The 18,623-nt window shown below is 55.7% G+C and carries 20 protein-coding genes and 1 other annotated feature; of the genes, 5 read left to right on the top strand and 15 right to left on the bottom strand.

Annotation, left to right across the window (positions count from 1 at the left end; genetic code table 11):
- Positions 1-83: 83 nt before the first annotated feature.
- From MKZ79_RS06045 to MKZ79_RS06105, 13 genes are all read right to left on the bottom strand, one after another.
- The gene (locus MKZ79_RS06045) at positions 84-824 is read right to left on the bottom strand and encodes an EAL domain-containing protein (RefSeq protein WP_336140717.1); all 741 of its coding nucleotides are present in this window, start codon (positions 822-824) and stop codon (positions 84-86) included.
- Between the two features lie 331 nt (positions 825-1,155).
- Positions 1,156-1,614 (bottom strand): C40 family peptidase, encoded by a 459-nt coding sequence (locus MKZ79_RS06050; RefSeq protein WP_336140718.1) that lies wholly within the window; start codon positions 1,612-1,614, stop codon positions 1,156-1,158.
- Between the two features lie 41 nt (positions 1,615-1,655).
- On the bottom strand, positions 1,656-2,396 hold the full coding sequence (btuD, locus tag MKZ79_RS06055; RefSeq protein ID WP_336140719.1) for a vitamin B12 ABC transporter ATP-binding protein BtuD: 741 nt from the start codon (positions 2,394-2,396) through the stop codon (positions 1,656-1,658).
- Entirely contained in the window at positions 2,397-2,942 is a 546-nt protein-coding gene (locus MKZ79_RS06060) for a glutathione peroxidase (protein ID WP_336140720.1), read from the bottom strand.
- Positions 2,943-2,983: 41 nt separating this feature from the next.
- Positions 2,984-3,967, bottom strand: coding sequence for a vitamin B12 ABC transporter permease BtuC (btuC, locus tag MKZ79_RS06065; RefSeq protein ID WP_336140721.1), 984 nt, complete (start codon positions 3,965-3,967; stop codon positions 2,984-2,986).
- A gap of 79 nt (positions 3,968-4,046) precedes the next feature.
- A complete protein-coding gene (ihfA, locus tag MKZ79_RS06070) occupies positions 4,047-4,346 on the bottom strand; it encodes an integration host factor subunit alpha (RefSeq protein WP_004157378.1) in 300 nt (99 codons plus the stop codon).
- Positions 4,347-4,350: 4 nt separating this feature from the next.
- Complete coding sequence (pheT, locus tag MKZ79_RS06075; RefSeq protein WP_336140722.1) at positions 4,351-6,738, bottom strand: phenylalanine--tRNA ligase subunit beta; 2,388 nt, start codon at positions 6,736-6,738, stop codon at positions 4,351-4,353.
- Between the two features lie 15 nt (positions 6,739-6,753).
- Positions 6,754-7,737 carry a phenylalanine--tRNA ligase subunit alpha gene (pheS, locus tag MKZ79_RS06080; protein WP_336140723.1) on the bottom strand — a complete coding sequence of 328 codons (984 nt, stop codon included), beginning with the start codon at positions 7,735-7,737 and terminating at the stop codon, positions 6,754-6,756.
- An 80-nt stretch (positions 7,738-7,817) separates the two neighbouring features.
- Positions 7,818-7,943 (bottom strand) — a sequence feature (Phe leader region).
- Positions 7,944-8,057: 114 nt separating this feature from the next.
- Positions 8,058-8,414: a 50S ribosomal protein L20 gene (gene rplT / locus MKZ79_RS06085; RefSeq protein WP_016169860.1), complete on the bottom strand. Its 357-nt coding sequence runs from the start codon at positions 8,412-8,414 to the stop codon at positions 8,058-8,060.
- Positions 8,415-8,455: 41 nt separating this feature from the next.
- Positions 8,456-8,653: a 50S ribosomal protein L35 gene (gene rpmI / locus MKZ79_RS06090; protein ID WP_010275699.1), complete on the bottom strand. Its 198-nt coding sequence runs from the start codon at positions 8,651-8,653 to the stop codon at positions 8,456-8,458.
- Between the two features lie 91 nt (positions 8,654-8,744).
- Positions 8,745-9,296: a translation initiation factor IF-3 gene (gene infC, locus MKZ79_RS06095; protein ID WP_336141363.1), complete on the bottom strand. Its 552-nt coding sequence runs from the start codon at positions 9,294-9,296 to the stop codon at positions 8,745-8,747.
- A 3-nt stretch (positions 9,297-9,299) separates the two neighbouring features.
- On the bottom strand, positions 9,300-11,228 hold the full coding sequence (gene thrS, locus MKZ79_RS06100) for a threonine--tRNA ligase (RefSeq protein WP_336140724.1): 1,929 nt from the start codon (positions 11,226-11,228) through the stop codon (positions 9,300-9,302).
- 326 nt (positions 11,229-11,554) lie between these two features.
- On the bottom strand, positions 11,555-12,310 hold the full coding sequence (locus tag MKZ79_RS06105; RefSeq protein WP_336140725.1) for a DUF481 domain-containing protein: 756 nt from the start codon (positions 12,308-12,310) through the stop codon (positions 11,555-11,557).
- A gap of 408 nt (positions 12,311-12,718) precedes the next feature.
- Between MKZ79_RS06105 and ghoS the strand changes: the two genes are divergently transcribed.
- Positions 12,719-13,012: a type V toxin-antitoxin system endoribonuclease antitoxin GhoS gene (gene ghoS / locus MKZ79_RS06110; RefSeq protein WP_336140726.1), complete on the top strand. Its 294-nt coding sequence runs from the start codon at positions 12,719-12,721 to the stop codon at positions 13,010-13,012.
- Positions 13,013-13,120: 108 nt separating this feature from the next.
- Complete coding sequence (locus tag MKZ79_RS06115) at positions 13,121-14,014, top strand: fructosamine kinase family protein (RefSeq protein ID WP_336140727.1); 894 nt, start codon at positions 13,121-13,123, stop codon at positions 14,012-14,014.
- A gap of 4 nt (positions 14,015-14,018) precedes the next feature.
- Here MKZ79_RS06115 and MKZ79_RS06120 read toward each other — a convergent pair whose 3' ends face one another.
- On the bottom strand, positions 14,019-14,558 hold the full coding sequence (locus MKZ79_RS06120; protein ID WP_336140728.1) for a YniB family protein: 540 nt from the start codon (positions 14,556-14,558) through the stop codon (positions 14,019-14,021).
- 165 nt (positions 14,559-14,723) lie between these two features.
- On the opposite strand from MKZ79_RS06120, the gene hxpB reads away from it, so the two are divergent.
- A complete protein-coding gene (gene hxpB / locus MKZ79_RS06125; protein ID WP_336140729.1) occupies positions 14,724-15,395 on the top strand; it encodes a hexitol phosphatase HxpB in 672 nt (223 codons plus the stop codon).
- Positions 15,396-15,427: 32 nt separating this feature from the next.
- Here the strand turns inward: hxpB and MKZ79_RS06130 are convergent, their stop codons facing one another.
- On the bottom strand, positions 15,428-16,624 hold the full coding sequence (locus tag MKZ79_RS06130; RefSeq protein ID WP_336141364.1) for an L-talarate/galactarate dehydratase: 1,197 nt from the start codon (positions 16,622-16,624) through the stop codon (positions 15,428-15,430).
- A gap of 227 nt (positions 16,625-16,851) precedes the next feature.
- Between MKZ79_RS06130 and MKZ79_RS06135 the strand changes: the two genes are divergently transcribed.
- Positions 16,852-17,865: a LacI family DNA-binding transcriptional regulator gene (locus tag MKZ79_RS06135; RefSeq protein WP_336140730.1), complete on the top strand. Its 1,014-nt coding sequence runs from the start codon at positions 16,852-16,854 to the stop codon at positions 17,863-17,865.
- Positions 17,866-17,962: 97 nt separating this feature from the next.
- Positions 17,963-18,553, top strand: a complete 591-nt coding sequence (locus MKZ79_RS06140) for a metal-dependent hydrolase (RefSeq protein ID WP_336140731.1) — start codon at positions 17,963-17,965, stop codon at positions 18,551-18,553.
- Positions 18,554-18,623 lie beyond the last annotated feature (70 nt).

The following is an 18,623-nucleotide window of genomic DNA, read 5'->3' on the forward strand; positions in this document are numbered from 1 at the left end:
TACTGTTTGCCGATGCCTTTGCAAGGCCAGCTTTAAGTGTAAACCTCCTGCACGGCGGCAAACACGGAGAGAGTAAAGGGATATTACAACGCTTCGCCGACCAGCTCTCTTGGCGGCACGATCAGAGAAGTGAGCGACTCTTCCGCTACCGGGGAAAAGAGCGCGCTTTGAATACCGTCGAACTGATAACGGCTCACTTTTTCCAGTCCGGTAATATCATCCACGCCCTGGACGATAACCTGCTGGCAGTGAGGTTTGATATGCTCCAGCAGCGCGTTGATAAACGGCTGAAAAGAGTTACGATTAATATTGTGCTGAATAAAGCCTTTATCCAGTTTAATGCGGGAAAAGAGATTGTCGTATACTGCTTTTGACGGCGCTTTGCCCGCGCCGTAATTCGCCAGGCATAAATCAAATCTTTCGCTAAGCGCCATCAGTCCGGGATGATCTTTCCCCAGTTTTAAATCGGCGAAGCTTTCGGTTATTTCCAGTTCCAGCCAGCCCAGCGCGTCCAGCTTGCGGCTTAAAAACTCGCTGTCGAGAATGGTTTGCGCCAGCAGCTCGTCTATTTTCAGCGTCACCTTTACTTTTTGCTGGCTGAAAAAGTCTGCGTGTTTTTCAATGCTGTTGATCTGGTTCTGCAATAAAACGATCCGCTGCTCTTTATCAAGCTGCGGTAGCAACAGCTCCTGCGGAACCGCTACGTTAGCGGTGCTGTGCGAGAAATGGGTCAGCAGTTCGACGGCGATAAGCTGCCCGCCGAAACCGTAGATCGGGTTAAATGCCGTGTGACTTATATAATCCGCTTCCAGATGGATATTCATTTTTATTCAGCCATGATGAAGTAGCCGTACAGCGCTTTAATACGCCCCTCGTCCAAACGCCGGGAAGTAAGCATGTAGCGAGTTAAGCTATCACATATTCCACAAGAAAGGTGTTTTATTATTAAATCATATTTTCGTGCCAGAAAATCCCCATAGCGCATTTCTTTAAACTCTCTTTACAAAATCCGACAAGGGAAAATCGTTTTAGCGACGATGGCGAATTAACCGACAATTAATGCCACAACTGAGTCGCCCTAAAAAAAGATGATAGTGTCAAAAGACAACCAGCAGATATATAAGCATTTTCTTAAACCCTTAGCAGGCTAAATAATTAAATGCGTCGCGCCTGCCAGAAGACTTTCTTCCAGTAAACGTTATTTAAGGAGGAGCGGATAACGCCCTGGCTGGTGGAAGCATGGATAAACTGGTCGTCGGTATCGTAAATGCCGACGTGCAGTCCGTTTTCTCCCGCACCCGTTTTAAAAAACAGTAAATCGCCGGGCAGCAGATCTTTTTTACCGATGCGCGTGCCGGTTTTCGTCTGCGCAAGCGTGGTTCGCGGCAGCTGCAGATCAAAACGATCGCGGAAGGTCAAATAAACGAAACCTGAACAGTCGATTCCCCTGCGTCCCATACCGCCGTAACGATAAGGCGTGCCGCGCCATTCGCGCAGCTGCTCGTTCAGTCGCGCGATAACCATAATGGAGTCGGAGAGATGGCCATTCGGCGGCGGCGCGTGGCTGCTGCAGCCCGCCAGCAGAACAGCCAGTAAAAAAAGCAGGTAGCGCATAACAGAATCCCTTTATTGGCTGCGATTACTCATACTTCGAATCAGAACAACGTGGTCAGTAACGAGCGCCCTTCCGCCTCGATTTTTCGGAAAGGCACCTGGTAAACCGCCGACAGCGTTGCGGGCTGTAAAACGTCCGCGGTCAATCCCTGCTTCAGCAACGCGCCCTCTTTCAACAGCCAGACGCGCCGGGCATGATGCAGCGAATGATTGATATCATGACCGCTCATAATAACCGTCAATCCTGCCGCTACTTTGTCGGCCACACAGCGATCGAACGCGGCCTGCTGCGCCAGATCCAGGCCGGTGAGCGGCTCATCCAGCAGCAGCAAACGCCCTTCCGGCTGCGCTAGCTGACCCAGCACGGCCGCCAGGCGCACTCGCTGCCACTCGCCGCCGGAGAGGCGGCTAAGCGGCTGCGCCAGCTTAGCCGTTAGCTGAAAAGTTTCGCAAAGCGCCGTCAGCGTCTGCTCATCCCCGGTTAAATCAGCCGGCTGGTGCAGCTTAAGGTAGTGCCAGACCGGCATATTGCCAACGGGCCGCTGTTGCTGGGCCAGGTAAGCGCGTCGACGCGCCAGCGCGTAGCCCGTCCAGGCGGATATTGGCCTGCCCGCGAACATAATCCGGCCTTCGGCCGCCAGCAAACCGGCCAGCGCCGCCAGCAGCGAGCTTTTTCCGGCGCCGTTCGGCCCCAGGATATGAATCAGCTCGCCTGTGTCGACGCTGGCGGTAAAAGAGGTAAGGCGTCGCGCTATCGCAACGCCTTCACACTGCAGCAGCATCTATTTTGCCAGCGCCGCTTTAATGCTTTCCATCACGATAGGATCTTCCGGCGTCATGTCTGGTGAAAAACGCTGAACTACCGTGCCGTCGCGTCCGATCAGGAATTTCTCGAAATTCCATAAAATATCGCCCGGCTCTTTCGGTGCGCGGCCTTTGCTGCGCATTTTCTCCAGAAAACCGCTCTCTTCCGGCGCTACCGCTTCGGGCCTGGCCGCAATCAGCTGGCGATAAAGCGGATGCCGATCCGGGCCGTTGACCTCAATTTTACTGAACATCGGGAAAGTGACGCCATAGGTGGTGCTGCAGAAGGTTTTAATCTCTTCGGCGCTGCCCGGCTCCTGCCCCAGAAACGCGTTGCAGGGAAAACCCAGTACCGCGAAACCGCGATCCTGCCAGGCCTTATGAATATTCTCTAACTGCTCGTACTGCGGCGTCAGACCGCATTTTGAAGCGACATTGACCACCAGCAATACTTTGCCCTGCCAGTTGGCCAGCGTGGTGTGTTCACCCTCCAGCGTTACCAGTTCTGTATCGTAAATACTCATTGGTTTTTCCTGTTTCAGTTGAGAAAAACACTGACCCGGAGTCAGTGACGATGACGTATCAGCAGCCAGATAAAAATCGGCGCGCCCAGCGTCGCCGTTACCACGCCGATCGGCAGTTCCGCCGAGACGATGGCAACGCGGGCGATAATATCGGCGGCAAGCAGAATGCCGCCGCCGGCCAGCGCGCAGGCCGGCAACAGCATACGATGATCGTTAAAGTTATTCAGTCGCAAAATATGCGGGATCACCAGGCCAACAAAGCCGATGGCGCCCGCCAGCGCTACGCTGACGCCGGTCAGCCAGCCGGTCGCCACCACCAGTAAATTGCGCCACAGCAGCAGCGGCAACCCCAGCTGTCGCGCGGAGATTTCGCCCAGCGCCAGCAGATTCAGTACGCGCCACTGCCCGCATAGCCAGAGCAGCGCGGGCAGCAGCGCCAGCATCAGGCCGCCGTCGCGCCAGTCCACGCCGCTGAAGCCGCCCATCATCCAGTACAGCAGCTGACGCAGATCCAGACTGGTGCTGAAATAAACGGTCCAGGTCATGATTGCGCTACAGATAATGCCCAGGGCGACGCCAGCCAGCAACAGGCGGCTATTGGAGAGCGAACGACGTGAAAAGCGTAGCAGGATAAAAGTGATCAGCAGCGCGCCGGCGATGGCGTAAAGACTTAACGACCACACTCCGCTCGCACCGAAAAAAATGCTCAGCGCCAGCCCGACGCCTGCCCCGTTCGCCACGCCAAGCAGGCCCGGCTCCGCCAGCGGATTTTCAAACAGCGCCTGCATCACCGCGCCGGTGACGGCCAGCGCCGCGCCAACCAGAAATACCGCCAGCGAGCGCGGCAGCCGCAGCTGCCAGACAAACAGCTGATAGTCCGTATCAAACCAGCGTTGCGGCGGCAGCCAGCGATCGCCGGCGCTCAGGCTCACTAAAAAAAGCACCAGACAAAAAGCGCCCAGCGCGGCGAGCCAGCGCCGCTGATGGCGACGAGTCAGCGCTATATGCAGAGAAAGCGGAGTCATAAATCGGTGCCTGGCTAACAAAACGAACAAAATTAAGCGATAAAAAAGGCCGCGTAAGCGGCCTTTTGCAGAGCACTGGTCAGTCTTCTTTCGGCGTAGCGTTTTCAACCCGGCTTTTCAGCTTCTGTCCCGGGCGGAAAGTGACTACGCGACGCGCCGTAATCGGAATATCCTCGCCGGTTTTGGGATTACGTCCCGGACGTTGATTTTTGTCGCGAAGGTCGAAGTTACCAAATCCTGACAGTTTTACCTGCTCGCCGTTCTCCAAAGCGCGACGCACCTCTTCAAAAAACAGCTCTACCAGCTCTTTGGCATCCCGTTTGCTAAGCCCCAGCTTTTCAAACAGGTATTCAGACATCTCAGCTTTTGTAAGCGCCATAGGTTCAATCCCTCAAGGTTGCCTGGAATCGCTCTTTTAACGCCGCAACACATTTGGCGACGGTTGCAGCGATCTCCTCTTCTTCGAGTGTCCGGCCGGTATCTTGCAAAATCAGGCTGATAGCAAGGCTCTTAAAACCTTCATTAACACCCTTACCGCGGTACACATCAAACAAGTTTACGCCAACTACCTGATTTACGCCAACTTTCTTACATTCGGCGATAATATCTGCTGCGGGGACGTTTTCGGCCACCAGCACGGCGATATCACGGCGGTTTGCGGGGAAGCGTGAAATCTCGCTCGCTTCAGGCAGGACGCGGTCTGACACCTTGTCCCACTCCAGTTCGAAGACCACGGTACGCCCGTTAAGATCCAGTTTCCGCTCAAGTTCCGGATGCACCACACCCAGATAGCCGATACGCTGCTCCTGCAACCAGATGCCGGCGCTCTGTCCCGGATGCAACGCCGGATGCGCCTCTGGGCGGAACTGAATCTGCTCCAGTTTGCCGGTCAGATCGAGGACGGATTCCAAATCACCTTTTAAATCATAGAAGTCAACTGTCTGACGCGCCAGATCCCAGTGCTCTTCGTAGCGCGCGCCGCTGATTACGCCCGCCAGCATAACGTCCTGTCGAATGCCGAGGTTTGCCTGCGTATCAGGCACAAAGCGCAGCCCGCTTTCAAACAGGCGTACGCGGCTCTGCTGACGGTTCTGGTTATAGACCACCGCCGAGAGCAGCCCCGTCCACAGCGACAGGCGCATCGCTGACATTTCTACTGAAATTGGGCTTGGCAGTACCAGATTTTCCTCGCCGGGATGCAGCAGCGCCTGCACTTTAGGATCGACGAAGCTGTAGGTAATCGCTTCCTGATAGCCTTTATCCACCAGCATCGCTTTTACGCGCTTCAGCGACAGCTTCGCTTCGCGGTGCGAAGTCATCACCAGACCAGCCTGCACCGGCACATCCGGGATATTGTTGTAGCCGTACACGCGAGCCACTTCTTCGACCAGGTCTTCTTCAATCTGCATATCGAAACGCCAGCTTGGCGCGACCGCCTGCCAGACGCCGTCGCCTGCCGTCACTTCGCAGCCCAGACGGCTCAGAATATCGCTGACTTCCTCGTCGGCGATAACGTGGCCAATCAGGCGATCCAGTTTTTCACGGCGCAGCGTGATGGTCGCGCGTGGCGGCAGCGTCGCCTCGTTGGTTTGATCGATAACCGGGCCAGCTTCGCCGCCGCAGATATCCAGCAGCAGACGGGTTGCGCGTTCCAGCGCCTTATACTGCAGCTGCGGATCTACGCCACGCTCGTAGCGATGGGAAGCATCCGTATGCAGACCGTGACGGCGCGCGCGTCCGGTGATAGCGAGCGGGCTAAAGAAGGCGCACTCAAACAGCACGTTGGTGGTTTCTTCATTAACGCCGGAATGCTCGCCGCCAAAGATGCCGCCCATCGCCAGCGCTTTGTGGTGATCGGCAATCACTAAGGTGTCCGCATTCAGCTTCGCTTCCGTGCCGTCCAGCAGAGTCAGCGTTTCGCCCTCTTCCGCCATGCGCACGTTGATCCCGCCGTCGATGCGATCCAGATCGAAGGCGTGCATCGGCTGGCCCAGCTCAAGCAGCACATAGTTGGTGATATCCACTACCGGATCGATAGAACGGATACCGCAGCGGCGCAGCTTCTCTTTCATCCACAGCGGCGTGGCAGCCTTAACGTTGATGCCTTTGATCACGCGGCCCAGGTAGCGTGGGCAAGCGTCAACCGCATCCACGCGAACAGGGAAGGTATCCTGAATGGTCGCCGCGACCGGCTCGATAACCGGCTCGTTCAGCGGCAGCTTGTTCAGTACGGCAACGTCGCGCGCGATGCCGATAATGCCCAGGCAGTCGGCACGGTTCGGCGTGACGCTGATTTCAATGGTGCTGTCATCAAGCTTGAGATAGTCGCGAATATCGGTGCCGACCGCGGCGTCCAGCGGCAGTTCGATAATGCCGTTGTGATCGTCGGCAATGCCCAGCTCGGAGTAAGAGCAAAGCATCCCTTCTGAAGGCTCGCCGCGCAGCTTAGCCGCTTTGATTTTGAAATCGCCCGGCAGTACCGCGCCGATGGTCGCCACGGCCACTTTCAGACCCTGACGGCAGTTTGGCGCGCCGCAGACGATATCCAGCAGGCGATCGCCGCCCACGTTGATTTTGGTCACGCGCAGCTTATCGGCGTTCGGATGCTGGCCGCACTCGACCACTTCGCCCACCACTACGCCATGAAAAGTGCCGGCTACCGCTTCCACGCCGTCCACTTCCAGACCGGCCATGGTGATCTGTTCGCTAAGCGCCGCGCTGTCGATGGCTGGGTTAACCCACTCACGTAACCAGAGTTCGCTGAATTTCATAGGTTTTGCCCGCCCTTACTTAAACTGTTTGAGGAAACGTAAATCATTTTCGAAGAAAGCGCGCAGATCGGTCACGCCGTAGCGCAACATGGTCAGTCGCTCCATGCCCATGCCGAAGGCGAAGCCGGAGTAAACTTCCGGATCGATGCCGACGTTGCGCAGCACGTTCGGATGCACCATGCCGCAGCCCAGTACTTCCAGCCATTTGCCGTTTTTGCCCATCACGTCCACTTCTGCGGAAGGTTCGGTAAACGGAAAGTAGGAAGGACGGAAGCGGATCTGCAGATCTTCTTCAAAGAAGTTGCGCAGGAAATCGTGCAGCGTGCCTTTCAGGTTGGTAAAGCTGATGTTTTTATCGACGATCAGCCCTTCCATCTGGTGGAACATCGGCGTGTGAGTCTGATCGTAATCGTTACGATAGACGCGGCCTGGCGCAATAATGCGGATTGGCGGCTGTTGGTTTTTCATGGTGCGAATCTGCACGCCGGAAGTCTGGGTGCGCAGCAGGCGCGTGGCGTCGAACCAGAAGGTATCGTGATCGGCGCGAGCCGGATGGTGGCCAGGGATATTCAGCGCGTCGAAGTTATGGTAGTCGTCTTCGATTTCCGGGCCGGTTTCCACGGCAAAACCCAGCTCGCCAAAGAAGGCTTCGATACGATCGATGGTGCGGGTAACCGGATGCAGGCCACCGTTTTCGATGCGGCGTCCCGGCAGCGAGACGTCGATAGTCTCCTGCGCCAGACGGGCATTCATCTCAGCGGATTCCAGCTCGCTTTTACGCGCGTTCAGCGCTTCCTGCACTTTCTGCTTGGCTTCGTTGATGACCGCGCCCGCAGCCGGACGCTCTTCCGCCGGCACATCGCGCAGCGTGGTCATTTGCAGCGTCAGGTGTCCTTTTTTGCCCAGATATTCAACGCGTACCGTGTCTAACGCGGCAACATCGTGTGCATTCTCGATGGCCGCTTGCGCGTTCGCCACCAGTTCTGCGAGATGTGACATGCTTTCCTCTTCTTCCAGCCGCCGTGGCCGGTCTGTTTTTTTATGGGGACGACGAGGCGCCCTGGATCTGCCGCGCCGGAAATAAAAAAGCCTCCACGAGGGAGGCTTTCAGCGCGATTTTTCGTTTCTTTTCTTTGCGCACAAGCCCCCGATGTTCAGGTGCTAAAGTAAAAAAAGAAACGGAAATTCGCGGTCATAATGCGTTGCCTTGTTGCCGGGTAGTGAAGCGTGGCCCTATTGAAAAACGCACGGACAAAAATGTCAATCATTTGCTGCGGTTACAAAATAAAAGAGGGAGCAAGCTCCCTCTTTCACCTGACTTACGCCAGAGCTGATTTCGCTTTTTCGACCAGGGCGGTGAACGCCACTTTGTCGAATACGGCGATGTCAGCCAGAATCTTACGGTCGATTTCGATCGAAGCCTTTTTCAGGCCATTGATGAAACGGCTGTAAGAGATACCGTTAGTGCGAGCCGCTGCGTTGATACGCGCGATCCACAGCTGACGGAACTGACGCTTACGCTGACGACGGTCACGGTAAGCATACTGACCAGCTTTGATAACAGCCTGGAAAGCAACGCGGTAAACACGTGAACGTGCACCGTAGTAGCCTTTAGCTTGTTTTAAGATTTTTTTGTGACGTGCGCGAGCAACTACACCACGTTTTACACGAGCCATTTAGCTCTCCTGTTTAATATTCTGATTTAAAAAAAATAGACTTATGCGTACGGCAGGCAGGCAATAACCAGACCCAGATCGCCTTTGGACACCAGGCCTTTCGGACGCAGGTGACGCTTACGCTTGGTAGATTTTTTGGTCAGAATATGACGCAGGTTCGCGTGTTTACGCTTGAAGCCGCCAGAGGCGGTCTTCTTGAAGCGCTTGGCCGCGCCACGTACAGTTTTAATCTTTGGCATTTAAAACATCCACTTCGCATTGTTAATAAAATAAAACAGACAGGCGAGCAGGATTCGGCGGCGAACCGCCGAACCGCTGCCACTTTATGGCCTACTGTTTCTTCTTAGGAGCGAGCACCATGATCATCTGACGACCTTCGATCTTCGAAGGGAAGGATTCGACAATCGCCAGATCCATGTCTTCACACAGATCTTTACGGACGCGGTTAAGCATTTCCATACCGATCTGCTGGTGCGCCATCTCACGACCGCGGAAACGCAGCGTGATTTTGGCTTTATCACCCTCTTCCAGAAAGCGAACCAGGTTGCGTAGTTTTACCTGGTAGTCGCCATCATCGGTACCAGGACGGAATTTAATTTCCTTAACCTGGATAATTTTTTGCTTTTTCTTCTGTTCTTTAGAAGATTTGCTTTTCTCGTAGAGGAACTTGCCGTAATCCATGATACGGCAAACGGGCGGCTCGGCGTTAGGGCTGATCTCTACTAAATCAACGCCTGCTTCCTCAGCTTTTTCTAAAGCCTCGTTCAGACTGACAATACCAATCTGCTCGCCATCGACGCCAGTCAGACGAACCTCAGTGGCGCGGATTTCTCTGTTAATGCGATTAGGACGCGCCGGTTGAACTCGTTTTCCGCCTTTAATACCTTATTCCTCCAGTTGATGAAGATTGCGACTGCGGATTTCATCCTGCAGTTTCGCTATCACTTCGTTTACGTCCATGCTGCCCAGGTCTTTACCACGGCGGGTGCGAACGGCAACCTTGCCTGCTTCCACCTCTTTATCACCACAGACCAACATATAGGGGACACGACGTAAAGTGTGCTCGCGGATTTTAAAGCCAATCTTCTCGTTTCTCAAGTCCGCTTTTACACGAATGCCCGCATTCTGAAGTTTTTGGGTCAATTCTGCAACATATTCGGACTGGCCATCGGTGATATTCATCACCACTACTTGTACAGGAGCCAGCCAGGTCGGGAAGAAACCGGCGTACTCTTCGGTCAAAATACCGATAAAGCGCTCCACAGAACCCAGGATAGCGCGGTGAATCATCACCGGCACCTGACGTTCATTATTTTCACCCACGTAGGAGGCGCTCAGGCGGCCCGGCAGCGAGAAGTCCAGCTGAACGGTGCCGCACTGCCATGCGCGATCCAGGCAGTCGTGCAGGGTGAATTCAATCTTAGGACCATAGAAAGCGCCCTCGCCCGGCAGATATTCGAACGGGATATTGTTCTCTTTCAGCGCCGCCGCCAGATCCGCCTCGGCGCGATCCCACATCTCGTCGCTGCCGATACGCTTCGCCGGACGGGTAGACAATTTCACCACGATTTTTTCAAAACCGAAGGTGCTGTACATGTCGTACACCATACGGATGCAGCTGTTGACTTCATCCCGCACCTGCTCTTCCGTACAGAAGATATGGGCGTCGTCCTGCGTAAAGCCGCGCACGCGCATCAGGCCGTGCAGCGCGCCAGAAGGCTCGTTACGATGGCAGCTGCCGAATTCCGCCATGCGCAGCGGCAGGTCGCGGTATGATTTTAGACCCTGATTGAAAATCTGCACGTGTCCGGGGCAATTCATCGGCTTGATGCAATATTCACGGTTCTCGGAAGAAGTGGTGAACATCGCCTCTTTATAGTTTTCCCAGTGGCCGGTTTTTTCCCACAGCACGCGGTCCATCATCAATGGGCCTTTAACTTCCTGATAGTCGTATTCGGTCAGCTTGCTGCGCACGAAAACTTCCAGCTCACGGAAAATCGTCCAGCCGTCGTTGTGCCAGAACACCATACCCGGCGCTTCTTCCTGCATATGGTACAGGTCGAGCTGCTTGCCGATTTTACGGTGATCGCGCTTGGCAGCCTCTTCCAGACGCTGCAGGTAAGCCGCCAGCTGCTTTTTATCCGCCCAGGCGGTGCCGTAGATACGCTGCAGCATTTTATTGTTGCTGTCGCCACGCCAGTAGGCGCCGGAAATTTTCTGCAGCTTGAAGTGATGGCAGAAGCGCATGTTAGGCACGTGCGGGCCACGGCACATATCCACGTACTCTTCGTGATGATAGAGACCGGGACGATCGTCGTGGCTGATATTTTCATCAAGAATGGTCATCTTGTAGGTTTCGCCGCGCGCAGCGAAAGCGTCGCGAGCCTCCTGCCAGCTAACCTTCTTCTTGACGACGTCATAATTGGTTTCGGCCAGCTGGTGCATACGCTTTTCCAGCAGCTCGATATCTTCCTGGGTCAGGGTATGATCGAGGTCGACGTCATAGTAGAAGCCGTTGTCGATAACCGGACCGATCGCCATTTTGGTATCCGGCCACAGCTGCTTGATCGCGTGACCCAGCAAGTGGGCGCATGAGTGACGGATAATTTCCAGACCGGCTTCATCTTTCGCGGTGATGATGGCGACGTTCGCGTCTTCCGCGATCGGGTCGACCGCATCCACCAGCTCGCCGTTTACGCGGCCTGCGATACAGGCTTTCGCCAGGCCCGGACCGATGTCCTGGGCAATGTCCATCACGCTGACGGCGCGATCGAAGGTACGCTGACTTCCATCAGGAAGTGTAATTACGGGCATGATACATCCTTACCTGCAGTGGTAACCCATACGCAAGGCTACATACAAAATTGAGTTTGATTTATATATCAGGCGGTTGTCTCTTAAAATCAACTCACGTTTGTCGATTTGGAACAGCGCCTGATACACAGGTTCAAAAGCAAGCGACGGCTAAAAACTTTCGAAGGAGTAATATCTTACACGCTATGAGCGGTACGTCAAAGCATCAAGGGAAAGAGTTTTTATGCGCGCGGAGAAGCCTTTCCGGCAGGAAGAGGATTTCGTCGCGGTCGGCGGAGAGGTTCAGGCAGTGCACAGCGGGCCGCTCGCAGCCCGCTACGGCAGACTTACATTGCGTAAGAGAGCTGGATAGTGGTTTTGGTATCCGTTTTATCCGGCGCCGACGCTGGCGGATTCTGGTTCCAGGTGACGTTATAGGCCATTTTCAGCGAGAAGTGTGAGTTAATCGCTACCTGCAAACCCGTCTCGGAGTTCACCGTGGTGTCGTCGCTGCCCAGCACGGAAACGCCCTGAATAAAGCGGGTGGTATCGGTGAGCTGCCACTGGTAGCTGGCCGCGCCGTAAGCCAGCGCCTGAGTTTCATGGCCGCCGTCGTGATAGTCGTCGTAGCGCACGCCAGGACCGGCTTCCAGACGCAGCGAGTGTACCGGGCCGTTCAGGATCTGACGACCGTAACCGGCAGCCAGAATAGAGCGGCCGTCGTAGCCGTTAAAGCGGTCGCTTAACCAGCTGGCCTGACCGAACAGGTAATCGGAAGGATTCAGGTTGTAGCGCGTACGTCCGCCTACCTGGTAAGTTTCCGACGAGCGCTCGTCATTGGAAGAGGTGTTGCTGGCATTGCCCCACAGGCTGTAGGCCATCTGCGACTGATACCAGGTCATGTTGGTGTTGGCCGTCAGCGAAGAGCTGGTGGTGTTGCCGGTCTGCGCCAGGTAACCGGCCGCCGCATTGCCTTCAAAATTCTTTTTGGCTGAAGAAGGATCATCCATGACGGTAAAGACATTGTTGTCTGCCAAAGCCTGGTGACAAAAAACGCCGCCGGAGAGTAAAAGTATTGCCGACAGCTTGTTAAGCGCTTTCATTAAATATGATCCATACGACTGTTGAAAAAAGGCTGAGTCTGAAGAGTTTTACGAGACGTTCAATCTCTTTTATAGAAAGATTGGTAACATTTTGTTAAATGCCATTGAGCGCTAACAGATAAGCCGATAAGCGGCTCGAATGGGACTATTCTCATTGCTGGAGTACGCCGCGACAGCTCTTTTTCTCCTCTAAAGTCCACAGCAAATGAGTGAAATTACCAGGTTTTTCCATATATGTGACGATGTAACTCAACACGGCCTCGCTACCAGCTATGTCGTGAAAGATGAATAGCCTTGTCAAGGTCTCTAAAAAAAAGCGCGGTAAAGGCGCTAATCTGCGCTGCTGCCCGATAACGGCTGGCGATGAACTATGCTAAGAACATTCAGGTTCACTTAAAGGAGTACAGCATGGCCCCGACAGATATCGAACAGTATGTAGTCACTTTCCACTTTAAGGATGAGGGGCTTACGGACGTGCTGGAGTTAAACAGCGCCCTTACCAATGGCGGCTTCACTACCTCTCTGCACGACAAGGAAGGTCATCCACATGAACTGGGCACCAACAGTTTTGGTATCGTCAGCGCCTTAAGCGCAGAGCAGATCCGCGAGCAGGCCATCAGCCTGGGCGAGATCGTGCTGGGAGAAAAACCCGAGGTGGACGTGACGCGCTGGGAGGCGTTACAAAACCACAGCAAAAGCTAATGTTTTGTAAAAGATGCATCCTGCACTGCGTAAATGCTGGTTTTGTATATTATTTAAGCGTTAGTATCAGCATGTCCCGCAAGACACAGCGAAAAAGAGGAAACCGCTATGTGGTCAGCCATTAGTCGTCTGTTGAGTGAGCAGTCAGGTGCCGCTGAAATCAGCCAGCGTACCGAGTTGCCGGGTGGCGATGTTCATCCGGCCTGGCGCATCCGCTACGGAGAACGCGACATTTTCGTCAAATGTAACGGGCGCGACATGCTCGATCTCTTTACCTGGGAAGCCGACCAGCTGGAGCTGCTTGCCCGCACGGGCGCGGTTCGCGTGCCGGCGGTATACGGCGTTGGCTATGACCGCGACGTCAGCTTTCTGCTGCTGGAATACCTCCCCTTATCGCCGCTGCACGCCCAAAGCGCCCATCAGCTTGGTCAGCAGCTGGCGCGCCTGCACCAGTGGAGCGAACAGCCGCAGTTCGGGCTCGATTTCGACAACAATATCAAAACGTCGCCGCAGCCCAACAGCTGGCTTAAGCGCTGGTCGCTGTTTTTCGCCGAACAGCGTATCGGCTGGCAGCTGCAGCTGGCGGCAGAGAAAGGCATTCAGTATGGCGATATCGATCTGATCGTCAGCTGCGCCAGAGGCGTGCTTGACTCGCACCATCCGCAACCTTCGCTGCTGCATGGCGATCTCTGGCCCGCTAACTGCGCGACCACCACGGAAGGGCCCTGCATTTTCGATCCGGCCTGTTACTGGGGCGACAGAGAGTGCGACCTGGCAATGCTCTCCTGGTTCCCGGAGCTGCCGCAGGAGATTCTGGAAGGCTATGAATCGGTCTGGCCGCTGCCTCGCGACCATCAGCAGCGCCAGCCGGTTTATCAACTCTACTACCTGCTTAACCGGGCGAACGTTTTCGGCGGCGAGTGGCTGAGGGAAGCCCAGCGGGCGGTTGGCGCCCTGCTGGACCAGGCGGAAGCGGGCAACAGGCTCGCCCGTCCGGCCTGAGCGGTCAGCCAATAAAGCCGGCCAGCTTCAGGACAAAATAGCCCGCGACGGCTATCAGCACCGGCAGCACATAGAGCGGGAAAAACTGCAGAAAAATCGTGTGGCGCGGCACCACGATTTTCTCTTCCAGCTGCTGGCGGCTGCGCCCTTCTTCTCCTTTTGCCTTTTCCAGGATCATCTGATCTTCGATCCCTTCGCGCACGTGTTGCGCCTGGCGCCACATTCTGGCACCGGAAGCCTGTAAAGCCAGCCCGACGAAAATCAGAATATAGATAAGCCAGAACAGCCAGTTGCCGCCCTGATTAAAATCCGGTACCGGCGAATTATGCCAGAAGGCGTTCAGAAAGCCGGTATTAAAGCGGATCATATCGATCATCACATGGGAAAAGTCCTGCATCACCGCGTTGATGCCTTCCCGCTTTTCGCGGCTCGCTTCCAGAAAGCGCAGCAGCGAAACCAGCGTGGAAATCAGTGCCGGAATAAATAGAATCCAGCCGGCGATGCGCTTTAGTATCGCGACTCTTCCAGCCTGTTGATAAGTCATGCTTTCTCCTGTCCTTAAGCTCTGAGGGCTGTAAGTTTACCCCCGCCTGGCAAACTCTGCCTGAAAAAAGTAGCGCCTTTACGACAAAAGGCGAGTTAACGCGCGCAATGCCCTATGCCGTAACTTCATGTTAAGGTGTCGGAAAACTGCTAACGGAGCCGTATTATGTCTTATTCACGTCCTGTGCTTGCCGCAATTTTTGATATGGATGGGTTACTAATTGATTCCGAACCTTTATGGGAGCGCGCGGAGCTGGACGTTTTCGCCACGCTGGACGTCGATCTGTCCCGGCGCGAAGAACTGCCGGATACCGTCGGTTTACGTATCGATCAGGTCGTGCGCATGTGGTATGAAACGCTGCCCTGGCTCGGCCCGACTCAGGAAGAGGTCACGCAGCGAATCATCACCCGCGCGCTGAACCTGATTGAAGATACGCGTCCGCTGCTGCCGGGCGTGGAGACGGCGCTAAAGCTTTGTCAGGCGGAAGGATTGAAGATTGGCCTGGCTTCCGCTTCGCCGCTTTTTATGCAGGAGCAGGTGCTGGCGATGTTCGGCCTGCGCCACTATTTCGAGGTGCTGGCCTCGGCGGAGGCGCTGCCTTACAGCAAGCCGCATCCCCAGGTCTATCTGGACGCTGCCGCCCGCCTCGGCGTCGATCCGCTCAACTGCGTGACGCTGGAGGATTCCGTCAACGGCATGATCGCCACCAAAGCGGCGCGGATGCGCTCAATCGTGGTGCCTGCGCCGATTTACGCCGAGGATGCGCGCTGGGCGCTGGCGGATGTAAAGCTAAGCTCGCTCACCGAACTAAGCAGCCGGCATCTGCTCGGCCAATAGAAACAAGGGCGTCGCCGCCCTTTTCTTCCGCTTCAGGCCGGCTGGCCAAACTGAGCGTCCAGCACGGTCCAGCTTCTGGCCTGGTCGCTAAGGGTAAAACCCAGACCAGGCCGATCTGAAAGCCACATCCTGCCGTCCTGCAGCAGAAGCTGCTCGTTAAACAGCGGATTCAGCCACTCGAAATGCTCCAGCCAGGGCTCAAGCGGATAGGCGGCGGCAAGATGCAGATGAATCTCCATCGCGTAATGCGGCGCCAGTTTTTTATGATGGCGCGCCGCTAAATCCATAATTTTCAGGAAAGGCGTGATGCCGCCTACACGCGGCGCATCGGGCTGCACAAAGTCGTTGGCGTTCGCCAGAATCAGCTGCTCATGCTCACGAAAACTGGTCAGCATCTCGCCCGTCGCCACCGGCGTGTCCAGCGCGGCGGCCAGCGCCGCATGGCCTTCCACGTCCCAGGCGTCCAGCGGTTCTTCAATCCAGACCAGATTAAACGCCTCCATCCTACGGCCCATGCGGATCGCGGTTTCACGATCCCACTGTTGATTAGCATCCACCATCAGGGGGAAATCATCGCCCAACGCTTTGCGCACGGCGCTGAGACGACGCAGATCTTCGGCGGTGTCAGGCTGGCCAACCTTGATTTTAATGCCGCCGATGCCGCTCTGCCGCGAAATAGCGACGTTTTCCAGTACCTGCTCCAGCGGCGTATGCAGAAATCCGCCGGAGGTGTTGTAGCACTGCACGGAGTCACGATGAGCGCCGAGCAGCTTCGCCAGCGGCAGACCAGCCCGTTTCGCCTTTAAATCCCATAAGGCGATATCGAAAGGCGAAATAGCCTGTACCGCCAGCCCACTGCGGCCGACGGAAGCGCCTGCCCAGAGCAGTTTGCTGTAAATCTTGTCGATATCGCTGGGGTCTTCACCCAGCAGATTGTCGGCGATCTCTTTGGCGTGCGCGTAAATGCCCTGCCCGCCGGCACGCTTGGAATAGCTGAAGCCGATGCCTTCCAGCCCGTCACGCGTCTGGATTTCGGCGAAGATAATAGCGACTTCCGTCAGGGGCTTTTGCCTGCCGGTAAGCACCTTAGCATCGCTAACCGGCGTCGCAAGCGGCAGGAAAGCCAGCGACAGCCTGACGGCGCTGATTCTGTCGCCGGATTCAGCGGCGGTTTTTCCCGTGGCGGCCTGAGCATAGCTTACGGCCTGCGAATTGGCGCTGCTGGTCATCATACTCTCCCGTTCAACGTAAATGATTGCGCTAACATTTATGCGCCACGCCTCTGTGCCATGCTATAAAAAGAACAAATAATCGCCATCTTTGTCACAAAATTAATCCTTTCTCGCTATCCGATGTGAAATAAATGTGGCAAAAATCCTGTCACTGTTTGGGCTATGATTTTATGCTGTGCGCCTGTTTCTTCTGCGTCAAAACCTCGTTATGGAGTAGCCTGGCTATGGATAAAAGCTCCGGAAAAGCTGCGCAAAAACCTCGCGCGCCAACGTTGCAGGATGTGGCGCGCAGCGCCAGCCTGTCGCCGATGACGGTGAGCCGGGCGCTGAACACGCCGCAGCTGGTGAAGGCGGCGACGCTGGCCAGGGTTATGGAAGCCGTACAGGCTACCGGTTATATCCCCAATCTGCTGGCTGGCGGCCTGGCGTCGAACCGCAGCAAACTGATTGCCGTGGTGGTGCCGCAGATCAACAACAATATGTTTACCGATACCATTCAGGCGCTCAGCGACGAGCTTTCCCTGCGCGGCTACCATATGCTGCTCTGCGTGGCGGGCTACGATCCCCAGGACGAAGAGGCGATTGTCGCCGCCCTGCTCTCCAGAAAGCCGGACGGCATCGTGCTGACCGGCATCCACCATACGCCGCTATTGAAGAAGCGGCTGCTCAACGCCGCGCTGCCGGTGGTGGAAATCTGGGATCTGACGCCAACGCCGCTGGATATGCTGATCGGCTTTTCTCACGAAAAAGCGGGTTACGCCGCGGGCGACTATATCGCCAGCAAAGGCTGTCGGCGCGTGGGTCTGCTGTGGACGGAAGATCGTCGGGCGCAGCTGCGGCTGCAGGGCGCGCGGGAAGTGCTCAACAAATATGGGGTAATTTGCCAACAGGCTTTCGTGCCGCTGCCGGCGACAATGGCAGCAGGAAGAGCAGGAATGCAAACGCTGCTGGCGGAAAAGCCGGACGCGGTGATTTGCAGTTCTGATACGCTGGCGCAGGGCGCGATGCTGGAGGCGCAAAGTCAGGGGCTGACCGTGCCCGACGATATCGCTATTATGGGGTTCGGCGATTTGGATTTCGCCGCCAGCACGCTGCCGCCGCTAACTACTCTCGCCATTGACCGCTGGCAAACAGGAAAGCTGGCGGCAGCAATGCTTACCGATAAAATCGCGGGCCTGCCGCCTGCCGACGCCATCGTCGATCTCGGTTTCTCGCTGGTGCTCAGAGGATCGGCGTAAATAAAATATTAACTTTTGGTTACAGCGTCACATATTTCTTCTACTGTATATATCCCCTATACTGGATGCATTGACAGTTCAGCTACCGAGCGTTTCCATGACGGCCGAAGGCCACGTTATTTTTGCCATTGCCAGCGCGATTTTCGCCAAGCGCGCCGAGCTGACGCCGGTGCTTGGCGACGGCGACTGGTGGCACATTATTCCCGCAACGCTGCTGACCTGTCTGCTGCCGGATATCGACCATCCGCGCTCCACGCTCGGCCAGCGCCTGCGCTGGCTCTCTCAGCCTATCGCGCGGGCTTTCGGGCATCGCGGTTTTACCCATAGCCTGCTGGCCGTTATCGGTGGCGTCTTGCTGCTCCAGCTCAGGCTGCCCTCACAGTGGGCGCTGCCTGCGGATGTTTTCCAGGGCATGGTGCTCGGCTACCTCAGCCATATTGTGGCCGATATGCTGACGCCCGCCGGCGTGCCGCTGCTCTGGCCGTGCCGCTGGCGTTTTCGCCTGCCGCTGCTGAGCAGCCGCAACGGCAACCAGCTGGAGCGGATGCTCTGTCTGGCGCTGGTCGGCCTGGCGATATGGTTTCCGGCCGGCTCGCCCTCTTTTGGTGCAGATGGCTGGCCCGTTCAGATGCTGGATTTGGTGCAAAACAGCCTCAGTCGGTTTATAAATCACCAGATGGCGCAATAAGCAGCCGACTTTATTCAATAAGTTATAAACTATTCCTTTTGATTATATTGGCCCTTCTCCGCGAGCTGTT

Source organism: Erwinia sp. CGal63, assembly GCF_037026505.1.
GTDB lineage: Bacteria > Pseudomonadota > Gammaproteobacteria > Enterobacterales > Enterobacteriaceae > Erwinia.

Bases quoted from the DNA above. Each gene is read 5' to 3' on its own strand.
- MKZ79_RS06135 (WP_336140730.1), top strand. From the start codon at position 16,852: ATGGATAAAAGCTCCGGAAAAGCTGCGCAAAAACCTCGCGCGCCAACG.
- thrS (WP_336140724.1), bottom strand. From the start codon at position 11,228: ATGCCCGTAATTACACTTCCTGATGGAAGTCAGCGTACCTTCGATCGC.
- pheT (WP_336140722.1), bottom strand. From the start codon at position 6,738: ATGAAATTCAGCGAACTCTGGTTACGTGAGTGGGTTAACCCAGCCATC.
- MKZ79_RS06130 (WP_336141364.1), bottom strand. From the start codon at position 16,624: ATGACCAGCAGCGCCAATTCGCAGGCCGTAAGCTATGCTCAGGCCGCC.
- MKZ79_RS06115 (WP_336140727.1), top strand. From the start codon at position 13,121: ATGTGGTCAGCCATTAGTCGTCTGTTGAGTGAGCAGTCAGGTGCCGCT.
- MKZ79_RS06120 (WP_336140728.1), bottom strand. From the start codon at position 14,558: ATGACTTATCAACAGGCTGGAAGAGTCGCGATACTAAAGCGCATCGCC.
- ihfA (WP_004157378.1), bottom strand. From the start codon at position 4,346: ATGGCGCTTACAAAAGCTGAGATGTCTGAATACCTGTTTGAAAAGCTG.
- hxpB (WP_336140729.1), top strand. From the start codon at position 14,724: ATGTCTTATTCACGTCCTGTGCTTGCCGCAATTTTTGATATGGATGGG.
- MKZ79_RS06140 (WP_336140731.1), top strand. From the start codon at position 17,963: ATGACGGCCGAAGGCCACGTTATTTTTGCCATTGCCAGCGCGATTTTC.
- MKZ79_RS06060 (WP_336140720.1), bottom strand. From the start codon at position 2,942: ATGAGTATTTACGATACAGAACTGGTAACGCTGGAGGGTGAACACACC.
- MKZ79_RS06050 (WP_336140718.1), bottom strand. From the start codon at position 1,614: ATGCGCTACCTGCTTTTTTTACTGGCTGTTCTGCTGGCGGGCTGCAGC.
- rplT (WP_016169860.1), bottom strand. From the start codon at position 8,414: ATGGCTCGTGTAAAACGTGGTGTAGTTGCTCGCGCACGTCACAAAAAA.
- rpmI (WP_010275699.1), bottom strand. From the start codon at position 8,653: ATGCCAAAGATTAAAACTGTACGTGGCGCGGCCAAGCGCTTCAAGAAG.
- MKZ79_RS06105 (WP_336140725.1), bottom strand. From the start codon at position 12,310: ATGAAAGCGCTTAACAAGCTGTCGGCAATACTTTTACTCTCCGGCGGC.
- btuC (WP_336140721.1), bottom strand. From the start codon at position 3,967: ATGACTCCGCTTTCTCTGCATATAGCGCTGACTCGTCGCCATCAGCGG.
- MKZ79_RS06045 (WP_336140717.1), bottom strand. From the start codon at position 824: ATGAATATCCATCTGGAAGCGGATTATATAAGTCACACGGCATTTAAC.
- btuD (WP_336140719.1), bottom strand. From the start codon at position 2,396: ATGCTGCTGCAGTGTGAAGGCGTTGCGATAGCGCGACGCCTTACCTCT.
- ghoS (WP_336140726.1), top strand. From the start codon at position 12,719: ATGGCCCCGACAGATATCGAACAGTATGTAGTCACTTTCCACTTTAAG.
- pheS (WP_336140723.1), bottom strand. From the start codon at position 7,737: ATGTCACATCTCGCAGAACTGGTGGCGAACGCGCAAGCGGCCATCGAG.